Source organism: Janthinobacterium sp. J1-1 (genome assembly GCF_030944405.1).
Taxonomy (GTDB): Bacteria; Pseudomonadota; Gammaproteobacteria; order Burkholderiales; family Burkholderiaceae_D; genus Janthinobacterium.
Genome location: NZ_CP132339.1, coordinates 2,441,545 through 2,460,557, shown reverse-complemented (window position 1 = coordinate 2,460,557; position 19,013 = coordinate 2,441,545). Strand labels below are relative to the sequence as shown.

Annotated in this window: 15 protein-coding genes; 8 read left to right on the top strand and 7 right to left on the bottom strand. The window is 64.3% G+C overall.

Features of this window, described 5'->3' with window-relative positions; all coding sequences use genetic code 11:
* Positions 1-48: 48 nt before the first annotated feature.
* On the top strand, positions 49-435 hold the full coding sequence (locus Q8L25_RS11160; protein ID WP_308924883.1) for a hypothetical protein: 387 nt from the start codon (positions 49-51) through the stop codon (positions 433-435).
* 318 nt (positions 436-753) lie between these two features.
* Here the strand turns inward: Q8L25_RS11160 and Q8L25_RS11155 are convergent, their stop codons facing one another.
* From Q8L25_RS11155 to Q8L25_RS11140, 4 genes are all read right to left on the bottom strand, one after another.
* Positions 754-1,752: a S49 family peptidase gene (locus Q8L25_RS11155; protein ID WP_308924882.1), complete on the bottom strand. Its 999-nt coding sequence runs from the start codon at positions 1,750-1,752 to the stop codon at positions 754-756.
* 27 nt (positions 1,753-1,779) lie between these two features.
* Positions 1,780-2,175 (bottom strand): Rieske (2Fe-2S) protein, encoded by a 396-nt coding sequence (locus tag Q8L25_RS11150; protein WP_374694260.1) that lies wholly within the window; start codon positions 2,173-2,175, stop codon positions 1,780-1,782.
* Positions 2,154-2,813, bottom strand: a complete 660-nt coding sequence (locus Q8L25_RS11145; protein WP_308924881.1) for an HAD-IA family hydrolase — start codon at positions 2,811-2,813, stop codon at positions 2,154-2,156. Before Q8L25_RS11145 ends, Q8L25_RS11150 begins: the two co-directional genes overlap by 22 nt.
* A 97-nt stretch (positions 2,814-2,910) precedes the next feature.
* A complete protein-coding gene (locus Q8L25_RS11140; protein WP_065306814.1) occupies positions 2,911-3,906 on the bottom strand; it encodes an RluA family pseudouridine synthase in 996 nt (331 codons plus the stop codon).
* Positions 3,907-4,586: 680 nt separating this feature from the next.
* Here Q8L25_RS11140 and Q8L25_RS11135 point away from each other — a divergent pair.
* From Q8L25_RS11135 to Q8L25_RS11115, 5 genes are all read left to right on the top strand, one after another.
* The gene (locus Q8L25_RS11135) at positions 4,587-7,793 is read left to right on the top strand and encodes an Rne/Rng family ribonuclease (RefSeq protein ID WP_308924880.1); all 3,207 of its coding nucleotides are present in this window, start codon (positions 4,587-4,589) and stop codon (positions 7,791-7,793) included.
* Positions 7,794-7,875: 82 nt separating this feature from the next.
* Positions 7,876-9,207, top strand: a complete 1,332-nt coding sequence (chrA, locus tag Q8L25_RS11130; RefSeq protein WP_308924879.1) for a chromate efflux transporter — start codon at positions 7,876-7,878, stop codon at positions 9,205-9,207.
* Positions 9,208-9,234: 27 nt separating this feature from the next.
* The gene (gene moaA, locus Q8L25_RS11125) at positions 9,235-10,356 is read left to right on the top strand and encodes a GTP 3',8-cyclase MoaA (protein WP_308924878.1); all 1,122 of its coding nucleotides are present in this window, start codon (positions 9,235-9,237) and stop codon (positions 10,354-10,356) included.
* Between the two features lie 64 nt (positions 10,357-10,420).
* Positions 10,421-12,262 (top strand): gephyrin-like molybdotransferase Glp, encoded by a 1,842-nt coding sequence (gene glp / locus Q8L25_RS11120; protein ID WP_308924877.1) that lies wholly within the window; start codon positions 10,421-10,423, stop codon positions 12,260-12,262.
* 220 nt (positions 12,263-12,482) lie between these two features.
* Positions 12,483-13,418: an MHFG family PEP-CTERM protein gene (locus Q8L25_RS11115; RefSeq protein WP_308924876.1), complete on the top strand. Its 936-nt coding sequence runs from the start codon at positions 12,483-12,485 to the stop codon at positions 13,416-13,418.
* Between the two features lie 3 nt (positions 13,419-13,421).
* Here the strand turns inward: Q8L25_RS11115 and rmuC are convergent, their stop codons facing one another.
* The 3 genes from rmuC to cqsA are packed head-to-tail and all read right to left on the bottom strand — an operon-like array spanning position 13,422 to position 16,497.
* A complete protein-coding gene (rmuC, locus tag Q8L25_RS11110; RefSeq protein WP_308924875.1) occupies positions 13,422-14,798 on the bottom strand; it encodes a DNA recombination protein RmuC in 1,377 nt (458 codons plus the stop codon).
* Positions 14,799-14,802: 4 nt separating this feature from the next.
* A complete protein-coding gene (locus tag Q8L25_RS11105; protein WP_308924874.1) occupies positions 14,803-15,198 on the bottom strand; it encodes a group II truncated hemoglobin in 396 nt (131 codons plus the stop codon).
* A gap of 51 nt (positions 15,199-15,249) precedes the next feature.
* Positions 15,250-16,497: an alpha-hydroxyketone-type quorum-sensing autoinducer synthase gene (cqsA, locus tag Q8L25_RS11100; protein ID WP_308924873.1), complete on the bottom strand. Its 1,248-nt coding sequence runs from the start codon at positions 16,495-16,497 to the stop codon at positions 15,250-15,252.
* 166 nt (positions 16,498-16,663) lie between these two features.
* Between cqsA and Q8L25_RS11095 the strand changes: the two genes are divergently transcribed.
* Both Q8L25_RS11095 and Q8L25_RS11090 read left to right on the top strand, forming a co-directional pair.
* A complete protein-coding gene (locus tag Q8L25_RS11095) occupies positions 16,664-17,986 on the top strand; it encodes a HAMP domain-containing sensor histidine kinase (RefSeq protein ID WP_308924872.1) in 1,323 nt (440 codons plus the stop codon).
* A gap of 3 nt (positions 17,987-17,989) precedes the next feature.
* Positions 17,990-18,997 (top strand): response regulator, encoded by a 1,008-nt coding sequence (locus Q8L25_RS11090; protein ID WP_308924871.1) that lies wholly within the window; start codon positions 17,990-17,992, stop codon positions 18,995-18,997.
* Positions 18,998-19,013 lie beyond the last annotated feature (16 nt).

The following is a 19,013-nucleotide window of genomic DNA, read 5'->3' as shown; positions in this document are numbered from 1 at the left end:
CTAATGAACTTTAGGAATAAAGGCAAGCCAGCTGAGAAGGACAGCCTTATGAAACACATCAACACCATTACCCTGGAGGGCAGCATCGAGCAGATGCGCACCCGTATCGCCATCGAACAGGGCGCCATGCATCAAGTGCAATTGAACGTGGCGCGCTGGCGCGGCGGCGCGGGCGGCAAGCGCGAACACGATCAGGGAACGGATTCTGCACCGGCGATGGCGGCCAGCCAGGCCGCATGGCATGCTGCTGCGCAATGCCATTTCCTGTGCTGGCTGGCCGAAGGCGGTTTTGCCCAGGCCTGTGCGGAAGCCGAAGTGGCCAAGCCGGCCAGCCCGGCCGACGCTGAACATGACGCTGCGGATGGCAAGGCGGGGGCCAAGGCCGAGGCGCAAATACTGCCTGCGGACTGCCATAAATGTAACTGTACCGCCTGATTATCTTTGCCTGGCCATGCCTCAGCCTCGCATGCAGGCATCAAGGTCGTCACCAACGATCGAACAAAAGGAAACGGCGGCATTGCGCCGCCGCTCCCAAGTCCCGCCGGGACTTTAGTGAGGAATATAAATTCACTCAAAACCGCATCGTCGATGCAGCAAGTAGTTCCAGGACATACGGATCAAGTTCGCACTGACAACATAGTTGATGTATATCACCCTCCCTTGAGAAGAACTACTGTTTCAATATAGCCCATACAGCAAGATTTTCAAGGCTAATTACCGCGATATTGAAAACTATTCTTCTTTCGCCAACGCCTAACGCAGCGACGGCTGGGCCTGCTGCACGGCCGCCTTGATGGCGCCAGCGCCCATGGCGGCGCCAAATTTCTTCAGCACCCGCTCCGGCAGGCCTTCATGCTGGGTATAGTCGACGATGTCTTCGGCCTTGACGATATCGCGCGCCACGCTGTCGACGGTGCCGAAATCGTCGGCCAGGCCCATCTCGACGGCGCGCGCGCCGGTCCAGAACAGGCCGGAAAAGGTTTCCGGTGTTTCTTTCAGGCGCTTGCCGCGCCCGGCGCGCACCACGGCGATGAATTGCTGGTGGATTTCATTGAGCATGGCCTGCGCATGCGCCTTGTGCTTGTCGCTGAGCGGGCTGAACGGGTCCATGAAGCCCTTGTTCTCGCCGGCCGTCAGCAAACGGCGTTCGACGCCGACTTTTTCCATCGTGCCCGTAAAGCCGAAGCCATCCATCAGCACGCCGATCGAACCGACCACGCTGGCCTTGTTGACATAGATGCGGTCGGCGGCGGAGGCGATGTAATAGCCGCCCGAGGCGCACATTTCGTCGACCACCACATACAGCGGCTTGTCGGGATAGCCTTTGCGCAAGCGCAGGATCTCATCGACGATCATGCCGGCCTGGACCGGACTGCCGCCGGGGCTGTTAATGTGCAGCACCACCGCCACCGAGCCGCTGTCCGAAAACGCCTTGTCCAGCGCCGGGATCACGACCGCGGCCGAGCCGGCGCCTTCGGACTCGATCTCGCCGCTGATATCGATCAGCGCCGTATGCCGGCCCAGGGTTTCCGTGTCGCCCATATTGTTGTAATCATAAAATACCCACAGCGCGAACAGCACGATCAGCACGATCAGCAGGCTGAAGATCTTGAAGAAGATGCTCCAGCGCCGGTGCGCGCGCTGCTCCTGCACGGTGGCGAACACGAGCTTTTCCAGCACCGTGCGTTCCCATTGACTGTTGCCGGCGCCGGCGGGGGTATGCGCCGGTTTGTCGTTGATGTTATCGCTCATGATTCACTTTATCAAATAGCCGCGCGCCTAAGCCGCGCGCGGCATCACATATTCATCAGGCTGCCAATACAATTGCCCGTCGCGCTCACTGACCGCGATCGGGCGCAAACGACCACCCTTGCACGGGCCGCCCGCACAGTAGCCGCTGTCCGGCACATAGATGGCGCCATGCGTGGAACACATCAGATACAGGCCGCTCGATTCGAAAAACTCGCCTTCGGCCCAGTCCAGCTCGATCGGCACATGGGCGCAGCGGTTCAGATAGCCATACGGCTTGCCGTCGTAGCGCACGACAAAACCGGTGGTCGCCTCGCCGCCGGCCAGCACGGGAAAGCGCACGCCCTTGCCGCCTTCGGCGACGGCGTCGGCGGCGCAGATCAGGATGTCTTGCACGCCAGCCATCACGCGTGCTCGCTCAGCCATTGATGCAACTGCGCCACATTCGCGGCCGAATACACAGATTTGCATTCCTGCAACTGCGACACGGGATGGGCGCCGTATTCGACCGCGATGCCGGCCGCGCCCGCATTGCTGGCCATCAGCAGATCGTGGCTGGTATCGCCGATCATCACGGTGCGGCGCATGTCCTGGCCCAGTTCGCGCGTCAGTTCCTGCAGCATGGCCGGATGGGGCTTGGAAAAGGTTTCGTCGGCGCAACGCGTGGCGTCGAACAGCGACAGCAGCTTGACGGCGTTCAGGGCGCGGTTCAGGCCGACACGGCTCTTGCCGGTGGCAACGGCCAGGAAATAGCCGTTTTGCGACAGGTCGAGCAGCATGTCCTGCACCCCGTCGAACAGCACCAGCTCATGGTCGCGCGACAGATAATGATAACGGTAGCGTTCGACCATGCGCGCATGGTGTTTGGCCTCGACGTCCGGCATCACCACTTGCATCGCTTCCTGCAAGCCCAGCCCGATCACGTGCGAGGCCAGCAGATCGGTCGGCACCGGCAAGTGCAAGTCCTTGGCCGCCGCCTGGATGCAGCGGACGATGGTCGAAGTGCTGTCCATCAGGGTACCGTCCCAATCGAAGACGATCAGATCAAATTGCTTTCTTGCCATGTTTCCCGACGTTCCAGCCGCCGGCTCCTTGAGTGGTAAAAGTTGACCGCTGACTACCTTGTGAGTAGTCCCACGGTACCGAACGTGCCGGATATCCTTAACGCGTGGCAACGGCGAGTGGTTTGCCCAAGCTTACCAAGAAACGCTCGCACTCGGCGGCCAACGGTGCATTGAGGGTCATCGTCTTGCCGGTTTCCGGATGCACGAAGGTAATCTGGTGCGCGTGCAGGAACATGCGCTTCAGGGCGCCGCGCGTGGCGTCGGCTTTCAACAGCGCGCGGTTGAGGGCGAAATCGCCGTATTTGTCATCACCGGCAATGGGGAAGCCCGACGAAGACAGATGAACGCGGATCTGGTGGGTGCGGCCGGTTTTCAGTTCGGCTTCCAGCAAGGCGAAGTTGTTATATTTATGCAACAACGAAAACACCGTGTGCGACGCCAGGCCATCGGCCTGCACCGCCACCCGGCGCTCGCCCTCGGCCGTCGTATATTTGTGCAGCGGCAGCTTGATATGCTGGCGCGCGTTCTTCCAGTCGCCCGCCACCAGCACCAGGTAGCGCTTGTCGGTGACGCCGTCGCGCATCTGCTCGTGCAGGTTGGTCAGCGCGGAACGCTTTTTCGCCAGCAACAGCAAGCCGGACGTGTCGCGGTCCAGGCGGTGCACCAGTTCCAGGAACTTGGCGTCCGGGCGCGAGGCGCGCAATTGCTCGATCACGCCGAACGACACGCCCGAACCGCCATGCACGGCGACGCCGGCCGGCTTGTCGATCACCAGCAGCTGCGCATCTTCGAAGATGATCTTGAACTCGGCGGCCGGCGCGCCGGTCGGCGCTTTTTCGGCCACGCGCACCGGTGGAATCCGTACCACGTCGCCTTCGGCCAGCCGGTACAGCTGGTCGATACGGCCTTTGTTGACCCGCACTTCTCCCGAACGCAAGATGCGGTAGATGTGGCTTTTAGGCACTCCCTTGCATACTCTTAACAAGTAGTTATCAATACGCTGGCCAGCTTCTTCTTCGGCGATGGTAACGAATTGGGCTTGCGGCTGAACCGGGGGTGTTGAAGGGGGAACAACATCATTTTGACTCTTCATTTACTATGTCTTCCCAGAAATCTCTCTAAGTCCTTCATTTTGAATATATAATTGTTTTTGCTGCGGCCCTGGCTGCTGCTGGTGTAAGAATAAAAGCACATTTTACACAGGGGCGTCTCCACCGGCCTCGCCAAATTGCAAATTCGGTGGAAAAAAACGTATACGCACCACCCTCGCGCCCATCAAGGTTGCACCGTAGTTGTAATCGGATAAGCGCGGGGATGCTGAAGAGAGTGATCTGGATTAAAAGGATAAGTACCCGTTAGCGCGACTTATCGAGTCGGGCTCGCGGGTTGATGAAGTTGATAACGCTTGCCGTTTTCGCCAAACCCCGTATGAAGCCACACTATTGAGGGTTGTCGATGAATAGGCTGAGGCCAAGCCTCGCCATCGCGATTCCAGTAGGTGAGCCGGCTTACGCTTTGGCTCTGAATTTGCTGACCGCCTGCATTCTCTGCTCCCGCGATTTCGGGCTGCATCAGATGAGTACAGGTGTCATGTCACTCGGCATGTCGATCGACATCACCGCGCCTGTTGCGGCCGTAACGTATCTACGTTGTTGCTCCGCACGCTTGGGCATTCCCCCCCGCCAACACTCCCGTTCTCGCGTATATCCCTGTACTTTCGCCGCTTCCCAGGAAGCGGCTTTGAGATGGCCTACGGGTCGCGGAGTTATAAAAATGAAACGCATGTTGTTTAATGCCACGCAGCAAGAAGAACTGCGCGTAGCGATTGTCGACGGACAAAAACTGATCGACATCGATATCGAGACAGCCGGGCGCGAACAGCGCAAATCCAACATCTACAAGGGCGTGATCACGCGCATCGAGCCTTCGCTCGAAGCGTGCTTCGTCAGCTATGGCGAAGACCGCCACGGCTTCCTGCCCTTCAAGGAAGTTGCCCGCACTTACTTCCGCGAAGGCGTCGACGTGCGTACCGCCTCCGTCAAGGAAGCGCTGCGCGAGGGCCAGGAAATCATGGTCCAGGTCGAAAAAGAAGAACGCGGCAACAAGGGCGCGGCCCTGACCTCGTTCGTCTCGCTGGCCGGCCGCTACCTGGTGCTGATGCCGAACAACCCGCGCGGTGGTGGTGTGTCGCGCCGCGTGGAAGGTGAAGAGCGCCAGGAATTGCGCGAAACCATGGATAAACTGGACCTGCCAGCTGGCATGTCCGTGATTGCCCGCACCGCCGGCATCGGCCGCAATGTCGATGAACTGCAGTGGGACTTGAATTACCTGATGCAACTGTGGCGCGCCATCGAAGGCGCCGGCAAGTCGGCCAACGGCGCCTTCCTGATCTACCAGGAATCGTCCCTGGTGATCCGCGCCATCCGCGACTACTTCCAGCCGGACATTGGCGAGATCCTGATCGATACCGACGAGATCTACGACCAGGCGCACCAGTTCATGAGCCACGTGATGCCCGACATGGTGCACCGCGTCAAGCGCTACAGCGACGACGTGCCACTGTTTTCGCGCTTCCAGATCGAACACCAGATCGAAACGGCCTACAGCCGCACGGTGCCGCTGCCATCGGGCGGCGCCATCGTGATCGACCACACCGAAGCGCTGGTCTCGGTCGACGTCAACTCGGCGCGCGCCACGCGCGGCTCGGACATCGAAACGACCGCCTTCAACACCAACTGCGAAGCGGCCGAAGAAGTGGCCCGCCAGCTGCGCCTGCGCGACCTGGGCGGCCTGATCGTGATCGACTTCATCGACATGGAAGTGGCGAAGAACCAGCGCGAAGTGGAACAGCGCCTCAAGGATGCGCTGCACCATGACCGCGCCCGTGTTCAGATGGGCAAGATTTCCCGCTTCGGCCTGATGGAACTGTCGCGCCAGCGCCTGCGCCCTTCGCTGTCCGAAGGTTCGCACGTGACCTGCCCGCGCTGCTCGGGTACCGGCCACATCCGCGATACCGAATCGTCCGCCCTGCAGGTGCTGCGCATCATCCAGGAAGAGGCGATGAAGGAAAATTCGGCCACCATCCACGTGCAGGTACCCGTCGACGTCGGCGCCTTTTTGCTGAACGAAAAGCGCGGCGAAGTGCTGAAGATCGAGAACCGCCACCGCATCGCCGTGATCCTGATCCCGAACAAGCATCTGGAAACGCCGCACTACAAGCTGGAACGCATCAAGCACGACGATCCACGTCTGGAAGACAGCCAGGCCAGCTACAACCTGGCCGAAAGCGCCGAAACCGACATGGCCTACAGCAAGCGCCAGAAGGAAGAAGCCAAGCCGCGCCAGGAAGCCGTCGTCAAGACGATTACCCCTGACCAGCCGGCACCGATGGTCGAGCGCAAGCCGGTGGAAGTCAAGCCGGCCCCGGTCGTCACGCCGCCTGCGCCGCAAGGCTTCTGGGCCAAGGTCATCAGCTTCTTCAATGGCCCGCAAGCCCCTGTCGTGGCGGCCCCCGCGCCTGTCGCACCGGTAAAACCGGCCGGCACGCCCGATCGTGGCGACCGCAACAGCCGTGGCCCGCGTGGCCGTGGCCGCAACGGCAAGCCGGGCCGCGAAGAGCGCGAACCGGGCCAGGGCCGTCCAGCCCAGGACGATGCGGCGAAAGAAGCCGAAGCACTGGAAAAAGCCGTGCGTCCACCACGTCCGCCGCGTCCGCCACGCGAACCGCGTGAAGGCGACCTGACGGCGCCGGCGCCACGCGAACGCGCGGAACGGGGCGAGCGTCCTGAACGCGCCGAGCGTCCTGACCGTGCCGAACGTCCGCCACGCCAGCCGCGTGAAGCGCGCGAACCACGCGCCGACAAGCCGGCCGCTACCGAAGTGAAAGCCGAGTTCAAGCCAGACACCAAGGCCGAGTTCAAGGCCGATGAGCTGGCCGCCGTGGGCGTGATCGCCACGCCGGTCAATGTGATCGTGCCAGCCAACGGTCCGGCCACCGACGCGCCAGCGCCAGCCAGCCTGGACAAGGTATCGGCGAATGCCGGCCCTGAAGGCGAGGAAACGGATGTCGAAGGTGAAGGCGAAGAACCGCGCCGCCGCCGCCGTCGTGGTGGCCGCAACCGCAACCGCCGCGACCGCGAAACGGGCGAGCTGATCGAATCGGCAAACGGCGAGAACGATGGCCAGGAAGCCCCTGCCGTCAGCTTTACCGTGGCCCCGGCCGATGACGTGGCGCCTGCACTGGCCATCGTCACCACCGCCGCGTTGGTGGAAGTGAGCGCCACGCCAGTGCCGCAGGCCGATGCCGTGGTGGTGGAAGTGGTGGAAGTTGCCAAGGTAGTGGCAGTGACGGAAGTGGTGGCGGTTGCCGATACTGCGCCGGAAGCTGCGGTTGAAGAAGCGCCTGCCGCCGCAGAACCAGCGCCAGCGCCAGCACCAGCCGAAGTGATCGTGCCGGCAGCACCGGTGGAAGCCGTCGTTGCCGCAGCGCAAGCTGTGCCAGCCGAAGCGGAACCGGTGCCAGCGGCCGAGTACAGCTTTGCCGAAAAAGCGGTGGAAGCAGCGGCGCCAGCGCCGGTCGAAGCACCGGCCGCCGTGGAAGTGGCTGCCGAGCCTGCTCCTGCAGCGGAACCGGAACCAGCGGCCGAGCCGGTTGCGGAAGCACCGGCACCGGTGGCTGCGCCTGTCGTCGAGCCGGTAGCGGAAGTGGCGGAAGTTGCCGCTCCTGTTGCTGCTCCTGCCCCGGCACCGGCGCCGGCGCCGGTTGACACCGCGCCGGCCGCCGTCGCGGCCCCGCTGGACCTGAACGCCGTGCTCGGTTCGGCCGGCCTGACCCTGGCCGCCACCGACCCGGAAAAACTGCGCCTGGCGCAGGAAGCGGCCGCCAAGGCGGTCGCACCGGTACGCAAGCCGCGCGAACGCAAGCCATTGCCGCCGCAGTCGGATGAGCCGTTGATCCAGGTCAACACGCAGCGTCCATAAGCGCGCCGGGTCCGCCCAGCCGCACACGATGAAAGGGGAAGCTCAGGCTTCCCCTTTTTTTACGTCCCCACTTTCGCCCGCCATGCACATCGATACCCCCCCCGCCCCGGTCAGCCTGCGCAGCGCCTTCTGGTACTGGCTCAAGCTGGGCTGCATCAGCTTTGGCGGCCCGGCCGGGCAGATCGCCATGATGCATGCCGAACTGGTGGAAAAACGGCGCTGGATTTCCGAGCAGCGCTTCCTGCATGCGCTCAACTATTGCATGCTGTTGCCGGGGCCCGAAGCGACCCAGCTGGCCATCTATATCGGCTGGCTGCTGCACCGCACGCGTGGCGGCATCATCGCCGGCCTGCTGTTCTTGCTGCCGTCGCTGCTGCTGATGATCATCTTGTCGTGGATCTATATGGCGTATGGCCATGTCGGCGCGATCGCCGGCGTGCTGTACGGCGTCAAGCCGGCCGTCGTCGCGCTGGTGCTGGCGGCCGCCTGGCGCCTGGGCCGGCGCACCTTGCGCACACCCGGCCTGCGGCTGGTCGCCTTGCTGGCCCTGCTGGCGCTGGCCGTCTTCCAGCTGCCGTTTCCCTTGATCGTGCTGTGCGCGGCCGTGCTCGGTGCTGCCGGCGGCTATCTGTTGCCAGCACAATTCCATAACAGCAACCCCAGCCAGGGCGGCGCCAACCGCCATGGACCTGCGCTGATCGATGACGACACCCCGACGCCGTCGCACGCGCGCCTGGTCTGGGCTCGCCTGTTGCTGACGTCACTATTGGGGGTATCTCTGGTGGTGCTGGGCTGGCTGCTGCTGGCCTGGCTGGGCGGGCGCGAACAGCCGCTGGCGCAGATGGCCGTGTTTTTCAGCAAGGCCGCCCTGCTGACGTTCGGCGGCGCCTACGCCGTGCTGCCGTATCTGCACCAGGGCGCCGTCGAGCATTACCACTGGCTCGGCAGCGCGCAGATGATGGACGGCCTGGCGCTCGGCGAAACCACGCCCGGCCCCCTGATCATGATCGTCGCCTTTATCGGCTTCGTCGGCGCCTGGGGCCAGGCCGTGTTCGGTGATCAACTTTGGCTGGCGGGCGTGTGCGGCGCGCTGGTCACGGCCTGGTTCACCTTTTTACCCTCGTTCATTTTTATCCTGGCCGGCGCGCCGCTGGTGGAAGCGACGCGCGGCAATCTGCACCTCGACGCCCCGTTGAACGCCGTCTCGGCGGCCGTGGTGGGCGTCATTGCCAGCCTGGCGCTATTCTTCGGCCACCATGTGTTCAGGCTGGAGCAAGCGCTGCCGCACTGGGACTGGCTGGCCATTGGCATCGCGGTGGCGGCCAGTGTGGCGCTGATCCGATATCAGATTGGCACCATCAAATTGCTGCTCGCCTGTGCCATCTTCGGCCTCGTGCTATCGTATCTGCCTTGAACGACTTTAGGCAGTTGCAATACATTCATGCTTGACAAGATTATCTACCTGGCCGAAGCGCGCAATGGCGCCGTGGCCGTACCGCGGCGGCTGGAGCAGCCCACCGGCAGCGTGGCCGACCGCCTGGGCCGGCCCCTGCACGACCTGCGCATCTCGATTACCGACCGCTGCAATTTTCGTTGCGTGTATTGCATGCCAAAAGATGTGTTCGACAAGAACCACGCCTACCTGCCGCACACGGCCTTGTTGTCGTTCGAGGAAATCACGCGCCTCGCGCGCCTGTTCGTCGCCCACGGCGTGGAAAAGATCCGCCTGACGGGTGGCGAGCCGCTGCTGCGCAAGAACATCGAACGGCTGGTCGGCATGCTGGCCGCACTGCGCACGCCTTCGGGCCGGGCGCTGGACCTGACCCTGACCACCAATGGCTCGCTGCTGGCCAAGAAGGCGCAATCGCTGAAGGATGCGGGCCTGAACCGGGTCACCGTGTCGCTCGACTCGCTCGACGACGCCACCTTCAAGCGCATGAACGATGTCGATTTCGCGGTGGCCGACGTGCTGCATGGCATCGATGTGGCGCATCAGGTGGGCCTGGGGCCGATCAAGGTCAATATGGTGGTCAAGGCCGGCATGAACGACCAGGAAATCGTGCCGATGGCGCGCCACTTCAAGGATACGCCGTACATCCTGCGCTTTATCGAATACATGGATGTCGGCGCCTCGAACGGCTGGGACTTGAAAGAGGTGATTCCGTCGGCCGAGGTAGCGCGCCGCATCGGCCAGCACATGCCCCTGGCGCCGGTCGACCCGAACTACACGGGCGAGACGGCCTCGCGCTGGCGCTACCTGGATGGCGGCGGCGAGATCGGCCTGATTTCCAGTGTCACGCAGGCGTTCTGCTCGGACTGCAGCCGGGCCCGCCTGTCGACCGAAGGCAAGCTGTATACCTGCTTGTTTGCCAGCGGCGGCCACGACCTGCGCGCCCTGCTGCGCGATGGCCGCAGCGACGAGGAAATCTCCAGCGCCGTGGCGCAACTGTGGCGCGGCCGCGGCGACCGCTATTCGGAACTGCGCACCAGCCAGACCAGCCTGGCGGGCCAGGCACTTGAGCCAGGCAAAAAGAAAGTGGAAATGTCGTATATCGGCGGCTGATTTGCGCCGGCCGGCCATGGCCGCTGCTACCATGGCGTCTGGCATCACCACCGCAAGCATCCGCATGATAGCGAAACAAGATATTACCGGCCTGATACTGGCCGGCGGCCTGGGCACGCGCATGGGTCAACAGGACAAGGGCATGCTGCCGCTGCACGGCCAGCCGCTGGCGCAGCACGTGCTGCAGCGCCTAGCGCCGCAGGTCGGGCCGCTGGCCTTCAATGTCAATGATCACCATGAACATTACACCGGCTTCGGCCTGCCCATCTGGCCCGACGACCTGGGTGGCCACTGCGGCCCGCTGGCCGGCTTGCAAAGCGGGCTGCGCCGCGCCGGCACGCCCTATCTGCTGACCGTGCCATGCGACTCGCCGCTGCTGCCACCGGACCTGGCCAGCCGGCTGGCGGCCGCCTTGCTGGCGCAGGACGCCGACCTGGCGATCGCCGTCACCGAAGAGCCTGATAGCAACGGCGGTGCGCCGCAGCGCCGCCGCCATCCCGTGTTTTGCCTGGTCAAGGTTGCCGCCCTGCCCCAGCTCGATGCCTGCCTGGCCAGCGGCGAGCGCCGGGTCGGCGCCTGGCATGGCAACCTGAAGCTGGCCGAAGTGCTGTTCGATGAGGCGGACGCGTTTCGCAATCTCAATACCCCCGACGAGCTGGCCAGCCTGGAGGCCGGCGGCATGTCGGTCGACATGGCGCAAGCGCTGCTGGCCGCCAGCGCCACGCCCATCGCGGAAACGGAAAACCTGCCGCTGGCGCAGGCGCTGGAGCGCATCCTGGCGACCGACATCATCTCGCCGATCAGCGTGCCCGCGCACGACAATTCCGCCATGGATGGCTACGCCCTGCATGGCGCCGACCTGGCGGGCGACGCGCCCGTGACCCTGGCGGTGGTCGACACCATCCTGGCCGGACGGCCGGGCACGGTGGCGATTCTGGCGGGCCAATGCGCGCGCATCATGACGGGCGCCGTGATGCCGCCCGGCTGCGACAGCGTGGTGCCGCAGGAACTGGTGCTGCAGGCCAACGAGCAGCAAATCACCGTGCGCCCCGATGCGATCCAGCCGGGCGACAACCGCCGCTTCAAGGGCGAAGACCTGATGCAGGGCCAGCCGGCACTGCTGCAAGGCAAGCGCCTGGGGCCGGCCGAACTTGGGCTGCTGGCGTCGCTGGGAATTGCAGAAGTACCGGTACGGCGGCGGCTGCGGGTGGCGTTTTTCTCCACCGGCGACGAATTGCGCCAGCCGGGCGAGCCGCTGGCGGCCGGCAGCATCTACGACAGCAACCGCTATACCCTGCTGGGGATGCTGGAGCGTCTGGGCTGCGAACCGCTCGACATGGGCAGCGTGCAGGACCAGCCCGATGCGCTGGAAGCGGCCCTGCGCGGCGCCTGCGCCAACGCCGATGTCATTATCACCTCGGGCGGCGTATCGAGCGGCGCGGCCGACCATACGCGCGCCATCCTGGCACGCCTGGGCAAGGTGGCCTTCTGGCAAATCAACATGCGCCCGGGCCGGCCGATGGCCTTCGGCACAATCCATGCCGATGGCCATTCGGCCCTGCTGCTGGGGCTGCCCGGCAATCCGGTGGCCGTCATGGCGACCTTTTATTTCCTGGCCCGCCCCACCCTGCTGCGCATGATGGGTGCCAGCGCCGAAGCCTTGCCATTGGTCAGCGTGCCGGCGCAGGCGGCGATCCGCAAGAAACGCGGCCGCACCGAGTACCAGCGCGGCATCGTCGAGCGCGACACCAGCGGCCGCCAGCAGGTGCGCGTGACGGGCGCGCAAGGCTCGGGCATGCTGAGTTCGATGACCCAGGCCAACTGCATGATCGTGCTGCATGCACGGCAAGGCCATGTGGCTGCAGGCGAGCTGGTCGACATCGTGCTGTTTCACGGCCTGGTCTAGCCAGCGCACGTTCCTGCGTCCTGCGCGCCATCGCGCGCAGGATTAATTTCCCAACAAAAACAATTACTTGCGCTTCCAGATGGCGGGCTGATGCACGGCCGTACGCTATCGCACATTAATGTAAATAATTACAATAATAATTGTAATTATTATATTTATTTACCATCATTTAAATTTCTCCGCTGATAACATCAATTTTCATCGGAAAGGTTTATTTGACATGATTTCGTACAAGAAACTGACAGCACCTTCGATTGCGGCTCTCCATCGCGCCTGGCTGCTGGGCGCCTGGTTGATGTTCGGCGTGCTATTTCTCGCGGGCACGCCCGCCGATGCGCAGGCCAAAGGCAAGCTGCGCGGCGACGTGGAAGACTGCAGCTGGGACCGCCCCGGCGCCGACCCCTTCATGGGCGACGTGGTGGCCGCCGTCGACCGCTATACCGATATCGCGCCGGCGGTGCGCGAACAATTGAAGCAGCGCATGCGCGCGCGCCAGTACGATGAGATCGTCGTGATCAGCCGCGATACCATCCGCGGCAAGCAGTATTACGATGCGCGCATCACCGAGATGCACTTCGGCCAGGGCCGCGTCTGCCGCAATGTCACGCGCGCGGGCTGGAGCGACAAGATGGAAGAGCGCGGCCTGGTCTACTGCGTGCAGGGGGAATGCATCCTGGTGCCGACCATTTGCCGCAATGTCAGCCGCATCTCTCCAGCGGGCAGCGGCGCGCCACGCGGCGGCAGCGCCGGTGGCGTGGGTGGCGCCGGTGCTCCCGCCGGTGCGGGTGGCGCGGCGCGCTCGGGCGTCGTCACCATCGGCGGCCCCGAGGAAGGCCCGCCCATGTGGGACAATCCCGACGCCTTGCGCGGTGGCGTGTCGATCGGCGATGCGCTGCCACCGGTGGCCAGGTATACACCGTTCGTGCACGATGAGTCGGTGCGCTTCGCCAGCAATACGCCGATCCCGTCCGGTGGTGGCGGCGGTGTGTCGCGCATCAGCGGTGGCCCGGGCTATATCCAGCCTCAGTCGATTGTGCCGACCTTGCCGGTCGAGCCGAATATCCTGCCGGCCGTGCCCGAACCGCAGACCTGGGCCATGCTGCTGGCCGGCCTAGCTTGCATCGCCCATGGCGCGCGGCGCCGCAAGCGACAGTAAAGCCTACTCGCCTTCGGCCGCCTCGCCGGCCGCACCCAGCAGCAGGGCCGCCGTGTCGCCGGGCAGGGCTTCCACCGATTTGAGCTTGCGCGCCATCTGCCGGCTGCGCACTTCGGCGCTTTCGATATTCCTGGCCGCTTTTTCCAGGGTCAAACGGGTTTGCGACAGCACCTCGCCGAACTTGCCGAATTCCGTCTTGACGGCACCCAGCACCTGCCACACTTCGGACGAGCGCTTTTCCAGCGCCAGCGTCCGGAAGCCCATCTGCAGGCTGTTGAGCAAGGCGGTCAGGGTCGACGGCCCGGCGATGCTGACCCGGTGCACGCGCTGCAGGTCGTCGGCCAGCCCCGGCCGGCGCATCACTTCGGCGTACAGGCCTTCGGTCGGCAGGAACAGGATGGCGAAATCGGTGGTTTGCGGCGGCAGAAGGTATTTGTCGGCGATGGTTTTTGCCTCGCCGCGCACGGCCCGTTCCAGTTCGCGCCCGGCCAGCGCCACGCCCTCGGCATCGGCCCGTTCCGCCGACTCGACCAGCCGTTCATATTGCTCTTTCGGAAACTTCGCATCGATCGGCATCCACACGGGCGGTCCGCCATCGACCAGGCCCGGCAGTTTCAGGGCGAACTCGACCCTGGCGCCGCTGCCCGGCACGGTTTCCACGTTTTTCGCATACTGATCGACGGTGAGCACTTGCTCCAGCAGCATTTCCAGCTGTACTTCGCCCCAGGTGCCGCGCGTCTTGACGTTGGTCAGCACCCGCTTCAAGTCACCCACGCCCAGCGCCAGCTGCTGCATCTCGCCAAGGCCCTGGTGGACTTTTTCCAGCCGTTCCGACACTTGCTGGAACGAGGCGGACAGGCGCGTCTCCAGGGTGGCGTGCAGCTTTTCATCGACCGTCTTGCGCATTTCCTCCAGGCGCGCGCCATTGTCCATCTGCAGATCGCGGATCTTGCTTTCCAGCGTGGCGCGCACTTCCAGCATGCGCTGGGCGTTCGATTCGGTCAGCTGGGCCAGGGTCTGGTTGGTGCTGTCGGCAAAGCGCGCCAGGCTTTGCGCCTGTTCTTCGCGTCCGACCTTGCCTTGCGCCTGTATCTGCGTGCGCAGGCTGTCGAGCTGCTGCAGGGTGGCGGCCTGGAATTGCGCCAGGCCGGCCGCCAGGTCCTGCCGCGTCGCCTGCGCCGACGCCTGCAGCTGCAGCCGCACTTCGCGTTCGACCCGGTCGATGCGTTCCAGGCTTTGCGCCTGGTGCTGCTGCACCAGCGCCAGGGTGGTGGCGCCATCGGTGCCGGCCCCAGGACGGGGCCGCAACAGCAGCAGCACCAGCAACACGATGACGGCCGCGACGGCGCCCAGCAGCACATAGAATTCGAGCGAGGTCATGGGATCAGTCGGGCTTGTTGCGCATCCAGTCGGCGGTCTGGTAGAACGATTCCATCAGCCGCACGCGCAGGGATTCTTCGATGCCGGTGTCTTCCATGGCCCAGGCCATGGCGCGCAACCACTGGTCGCGCTCGCTGGTGCCGATGGCGTACGGCAAATGGCGCGCGCGCAGCCGTGGATGGCCGAACTGTTCGATATACAGGTCCGGCCCGCCCATCCATCCCGTCAGGAAGAAATACAGCTTGTCGCGCGAGCCTTCGGTCGACGGCGGATGCATGGTGCGGATGCCGGCAAACTCGGGCTCGAGCTCCATCAGGTCATAAAAGCGGTCGACCATCTGGCGCAGCACGGGCGCGCCGCCGATGGTCTCGTACAGGGTGGGGGCAGTGGTATCGGTCATGGCCGCCATGATAGCGCAAGCGGCCGGCCGCCGTCCCGGCTGGCGCGGCGCTTACACCAGCGCCAGCTTGCGCAAGCGCCGCGTCGACGGCCAGCGCGCCAGGCCCACTTCGTCACGGATCGCCGCGCAGGCGTCGAGCAGGCGCTGCGCCTCGTCCTGGCGCAGCAGGGCATTCAAGGTCAGGCGCACCAGCGCGCGGTTTTTCGGCGTGGCCGGTGCGCAAAACACGGCGCCGTAGATGCCATGCCGTTCCAGCGCCTTGCGCAGCACCAGGGTGTCCGGCTCGCTGCCCGCTTCGAGCGCGATGATCTGTTCCGTGCCGTCGCTGACGTTGTAGCCCAGTTCCAGCAGGCCCTGGCGCAGATGCAGGCTGTGCTGGCGCAGCGCGGCGCGCCGGTCATCGGCGGCGCGGATGAAATCGAGTGCGGCGTCGAACCATGCCAGCTCGTGCTCGAGCAGGCAGGAGCTGAAAATGGCCGGGCGCGAGGCGGACAGGAAATAGCCCTTGAAGTGCGACGAGCAGGTGATCAACCCGGCGCGCCCGGCAAACGCCTTGGCCAGCGAGGCGGTACGAAAATGGACGCGGTGGGCCAGCCCCAGTCCGGCCACCAGGCCCGCTCCTTCAGGTCCATGCGTGCCCAGCGAATGCGATTCGTCGACGATCAGCATGCTGCCGCTGCTTTCCGCCAGCTCCACCATCTCCAGCAGCGGCGCCACGCTGCCATTGGTGCTGTACAGCGCGTCGACCACGATGATGCCCGGACCATGGCGCTCCAGCTGGCGGCGCAGATGGGCGCAGTCGTTATGCAGGAACGGCACGGCCACCGCCTGCGCGGACTGCACGCCCTCCCACAGCGACGCATGGGCCTGCATGTCGAGATAGACGGGGATGCCGGGGCCGGCCAGGCTTTGCAGCAGGCCGACGTTGGCGGCCCAGCCCGACTGCGCCAGCACGCACGCTTCGCTGCCGAGGAAATCGGCCAGCTTGTCCTCCAGGCGGTGCTGGCGGCTGCCTTCCTGCAGGAAGACGGACGACATCAGCATCGCGCCGCCCCCTTGCAGCACCCTCGCCTGCGCCGCCAGCAAGGCCGGTTCGCCGGCGATATTCAGATAATCATTGCCGGCGAGCATGACCACATCGGCCGGCATGGCTACCCACTGGTGCAAGTGCTCGCCACCGAGCAGCTTTTCGATGCGCTCCACATAGTGTTCGTCCATGCGCGCGCGGACAAAGGCCGGCATCTGCTGTTCGGCCGTGGTGGCAGCGACGGTGGAGAGGGAGGAAAGGGCTGGCGACATGATGACTCCTTGAAAAGTTGGAATGGGAACTACTGCATCCAACATGCGCGAGCCATTTCATATGAGTTTGATACATCTCAACACCGCTCCAGATAGCGATCTGTTCAGCTGGAAACGGCCTGATCATATGGTATTGATCTACCACAAGTAAACACGGCCCCATACCATGACGCATGCGCAGTCCTCCGCTGGAAAACCATGGCAAGGCCGGCTGCTCCAGCCTTTTCTGCATTTCCATGACGCCATCGAACATATGCCGGCGCGGCGCGCCCAAGTGCGCCTGCTGGCCTTTTGCGGCGCGCTCGGCATGCCCCTGTACTACACCTTGTGGCATTACCATTTCCCGCAGGAATACGAATCGCCGGCCTTGCGCGTGATGGCCGCGCTGATGTTCCTGCCGGCCCTGTTTCCTCACCGCTTCAGCAATACCTGGTTCAGCGTCTACCTGTTCGCCGGCCTGACCTTCGAACTGCCGTTTTTCTTTACCCTGATGTTTTTGATGAACCATGCGTCGACCTTGTGGCTGCACTCGCTGCTGGTGGCGCTGGTGGTGCTGTTCCACTTCGATACGCGCATCGCCGCGCTGGCTTACCTGAGCGGCACGCTGCTGGCCTGCGCGGTGTTTGCCGTGCTGGGCGATCCGGGTTTCCTGCTCGACAGGCAGGTAATGCAGCAACTGCCCGTACACTGGTTTACCATCGTCGTGCTGTCGCTGGTCAAGGTCAGCCGCCATGTGGGGACGCAGCAAAAGCTGGCCGGCCTGGCCGCGGGCCTGGGCAGCGTGGCGCACGAGCTGCGCACGCCGCTGGTCAGCGTCGAGGCCAATGTGCGCGGCCTGCAGCGTCTGCTGCCGCGCCGTACCGATACCGATGCCAGCGCCGATGCCGAGGGCGCCGCCGCCTGCCAGGACGCGCTGGCGCGCATCCAGTTCGAAGTACGCCATATGCACCACATGATCGACCTGTTCCTGCTCAGCGCCAGCGCCGTCAGCAGCCGGCTCGAAGCGAAAGAATCGGTCGGCATGCACGACACCGTGACGGCCGTGCTCAAGCGCTACCCCTTTGTCAGCGCGGCCCAGCGCGCCCTCGTCACGGTCGACCTGCGCGCCGATTTCCATTTTCCAGGCCAGGCGGAGCTGTGCGTGGTGATCCTGCTGAACCTGCTGCGCAACGCCCTGAAAGCGATCCAGCGCGCCGGCAAGGGCCGCGTGCGCATCGTCATCGACGGCAAGCGGGCCGTGCCGCGTCTGCTGTTCATCGACACCGGCTGCGGCATTGCCGCCAGCCGCCTGCCGCTGATCTTCGACCGTTTCTATTCCTATCCCGCGCACAACGGCAGCGGCATCGGCCTGGCCCTGTGCCGGCAGATCCTGCAAGCCTGGCAGGCGCGCATCAGTTGCGTGTCGCGCGACGGCGCCTATGCCATCTTCGTGCTGGAATTTGCGCAACCCGTGCCCAGCCGTTTTCCCTCCCCCCACCGAGCAAGGTGACGCATGATACTGCCCGTCCACACCCATCCGACCCTGACCGTCCTGATCGACGACAGCGATTCCTTCCTGAAAAGCCTGGCCTTCCAGCTCGATCCCGCGCTGGCGCGCAAGACCTTCCACGACACCAGCGCGGCCCTGCACTGGCTGCGCCACAGCACGCAACAGGGAGAGACCCCGCTGCACGTCAACTTCGACACGCAGAACCTGCCGCCCGACCAATGCAATGTGGCGCTCGACCTCGATCGTATCTGGCGCATCAGCGCCCGGCCCCAGCGCTTTGCCACGCCGTCGGTGCTGGTGGTCGACTACTCGATGCCGCAGATGAATGGGCTGGAATTTTGCCAGGCCGTGCGCGACCTGCCGTGCAAGAAGATTCTGTTCACGGGCGCGGCCGATGAAAAAGTGGCGGTCACCGCCTTCAACCGGGGCCTGATCGACCGCTACATCAAGAAGAGCGACGACAATGCGCTCGATATCCTGGAACACGAAATCGCCGGCCTGCAGCGCGAATTCTTCCTGCAGCAGTCCGACACGGTGCGCGACCTGCTGGTGCTGCACGACTACCAATTCCTGCAGGACGAGGCGATGGCGGCGGTGGTGCTGGAACTGTGCCGGCGCCATGGCTTTGTCGAACACTATATTTTCCCCAACCCGGGTGGCATCCTGTTTTTCACGCGCGAGGGCCAGGCCCGGCTGATGGTGATCGAAACGGAACGCAGCCTGCATACGCAATACGAAATGGCGCGCGACAGCGACGCGCCCGAGTCGCTGCTGCTGGCCTTGCTGGAAAGGCGCGTGATCCCGTATTTTTCCGATGCCGACAGCGACGGCATGTATAGCGCCAGCATCGGCGAAAACTGGTTCCGCTACTGCGCCGCACCCACCGTCTGCGCGGGCCACGAAACCTACTACTGGGCCCTGTTCGACCTGCCGGCGCACCAGCTGGGCCAGCCGGTGCTGTCGCATGCGCAGTTCCTGCGTGCGCAGGGCAGGGAGAGCCTGGCCGCCTGAGATCGCCGGCCTGTCG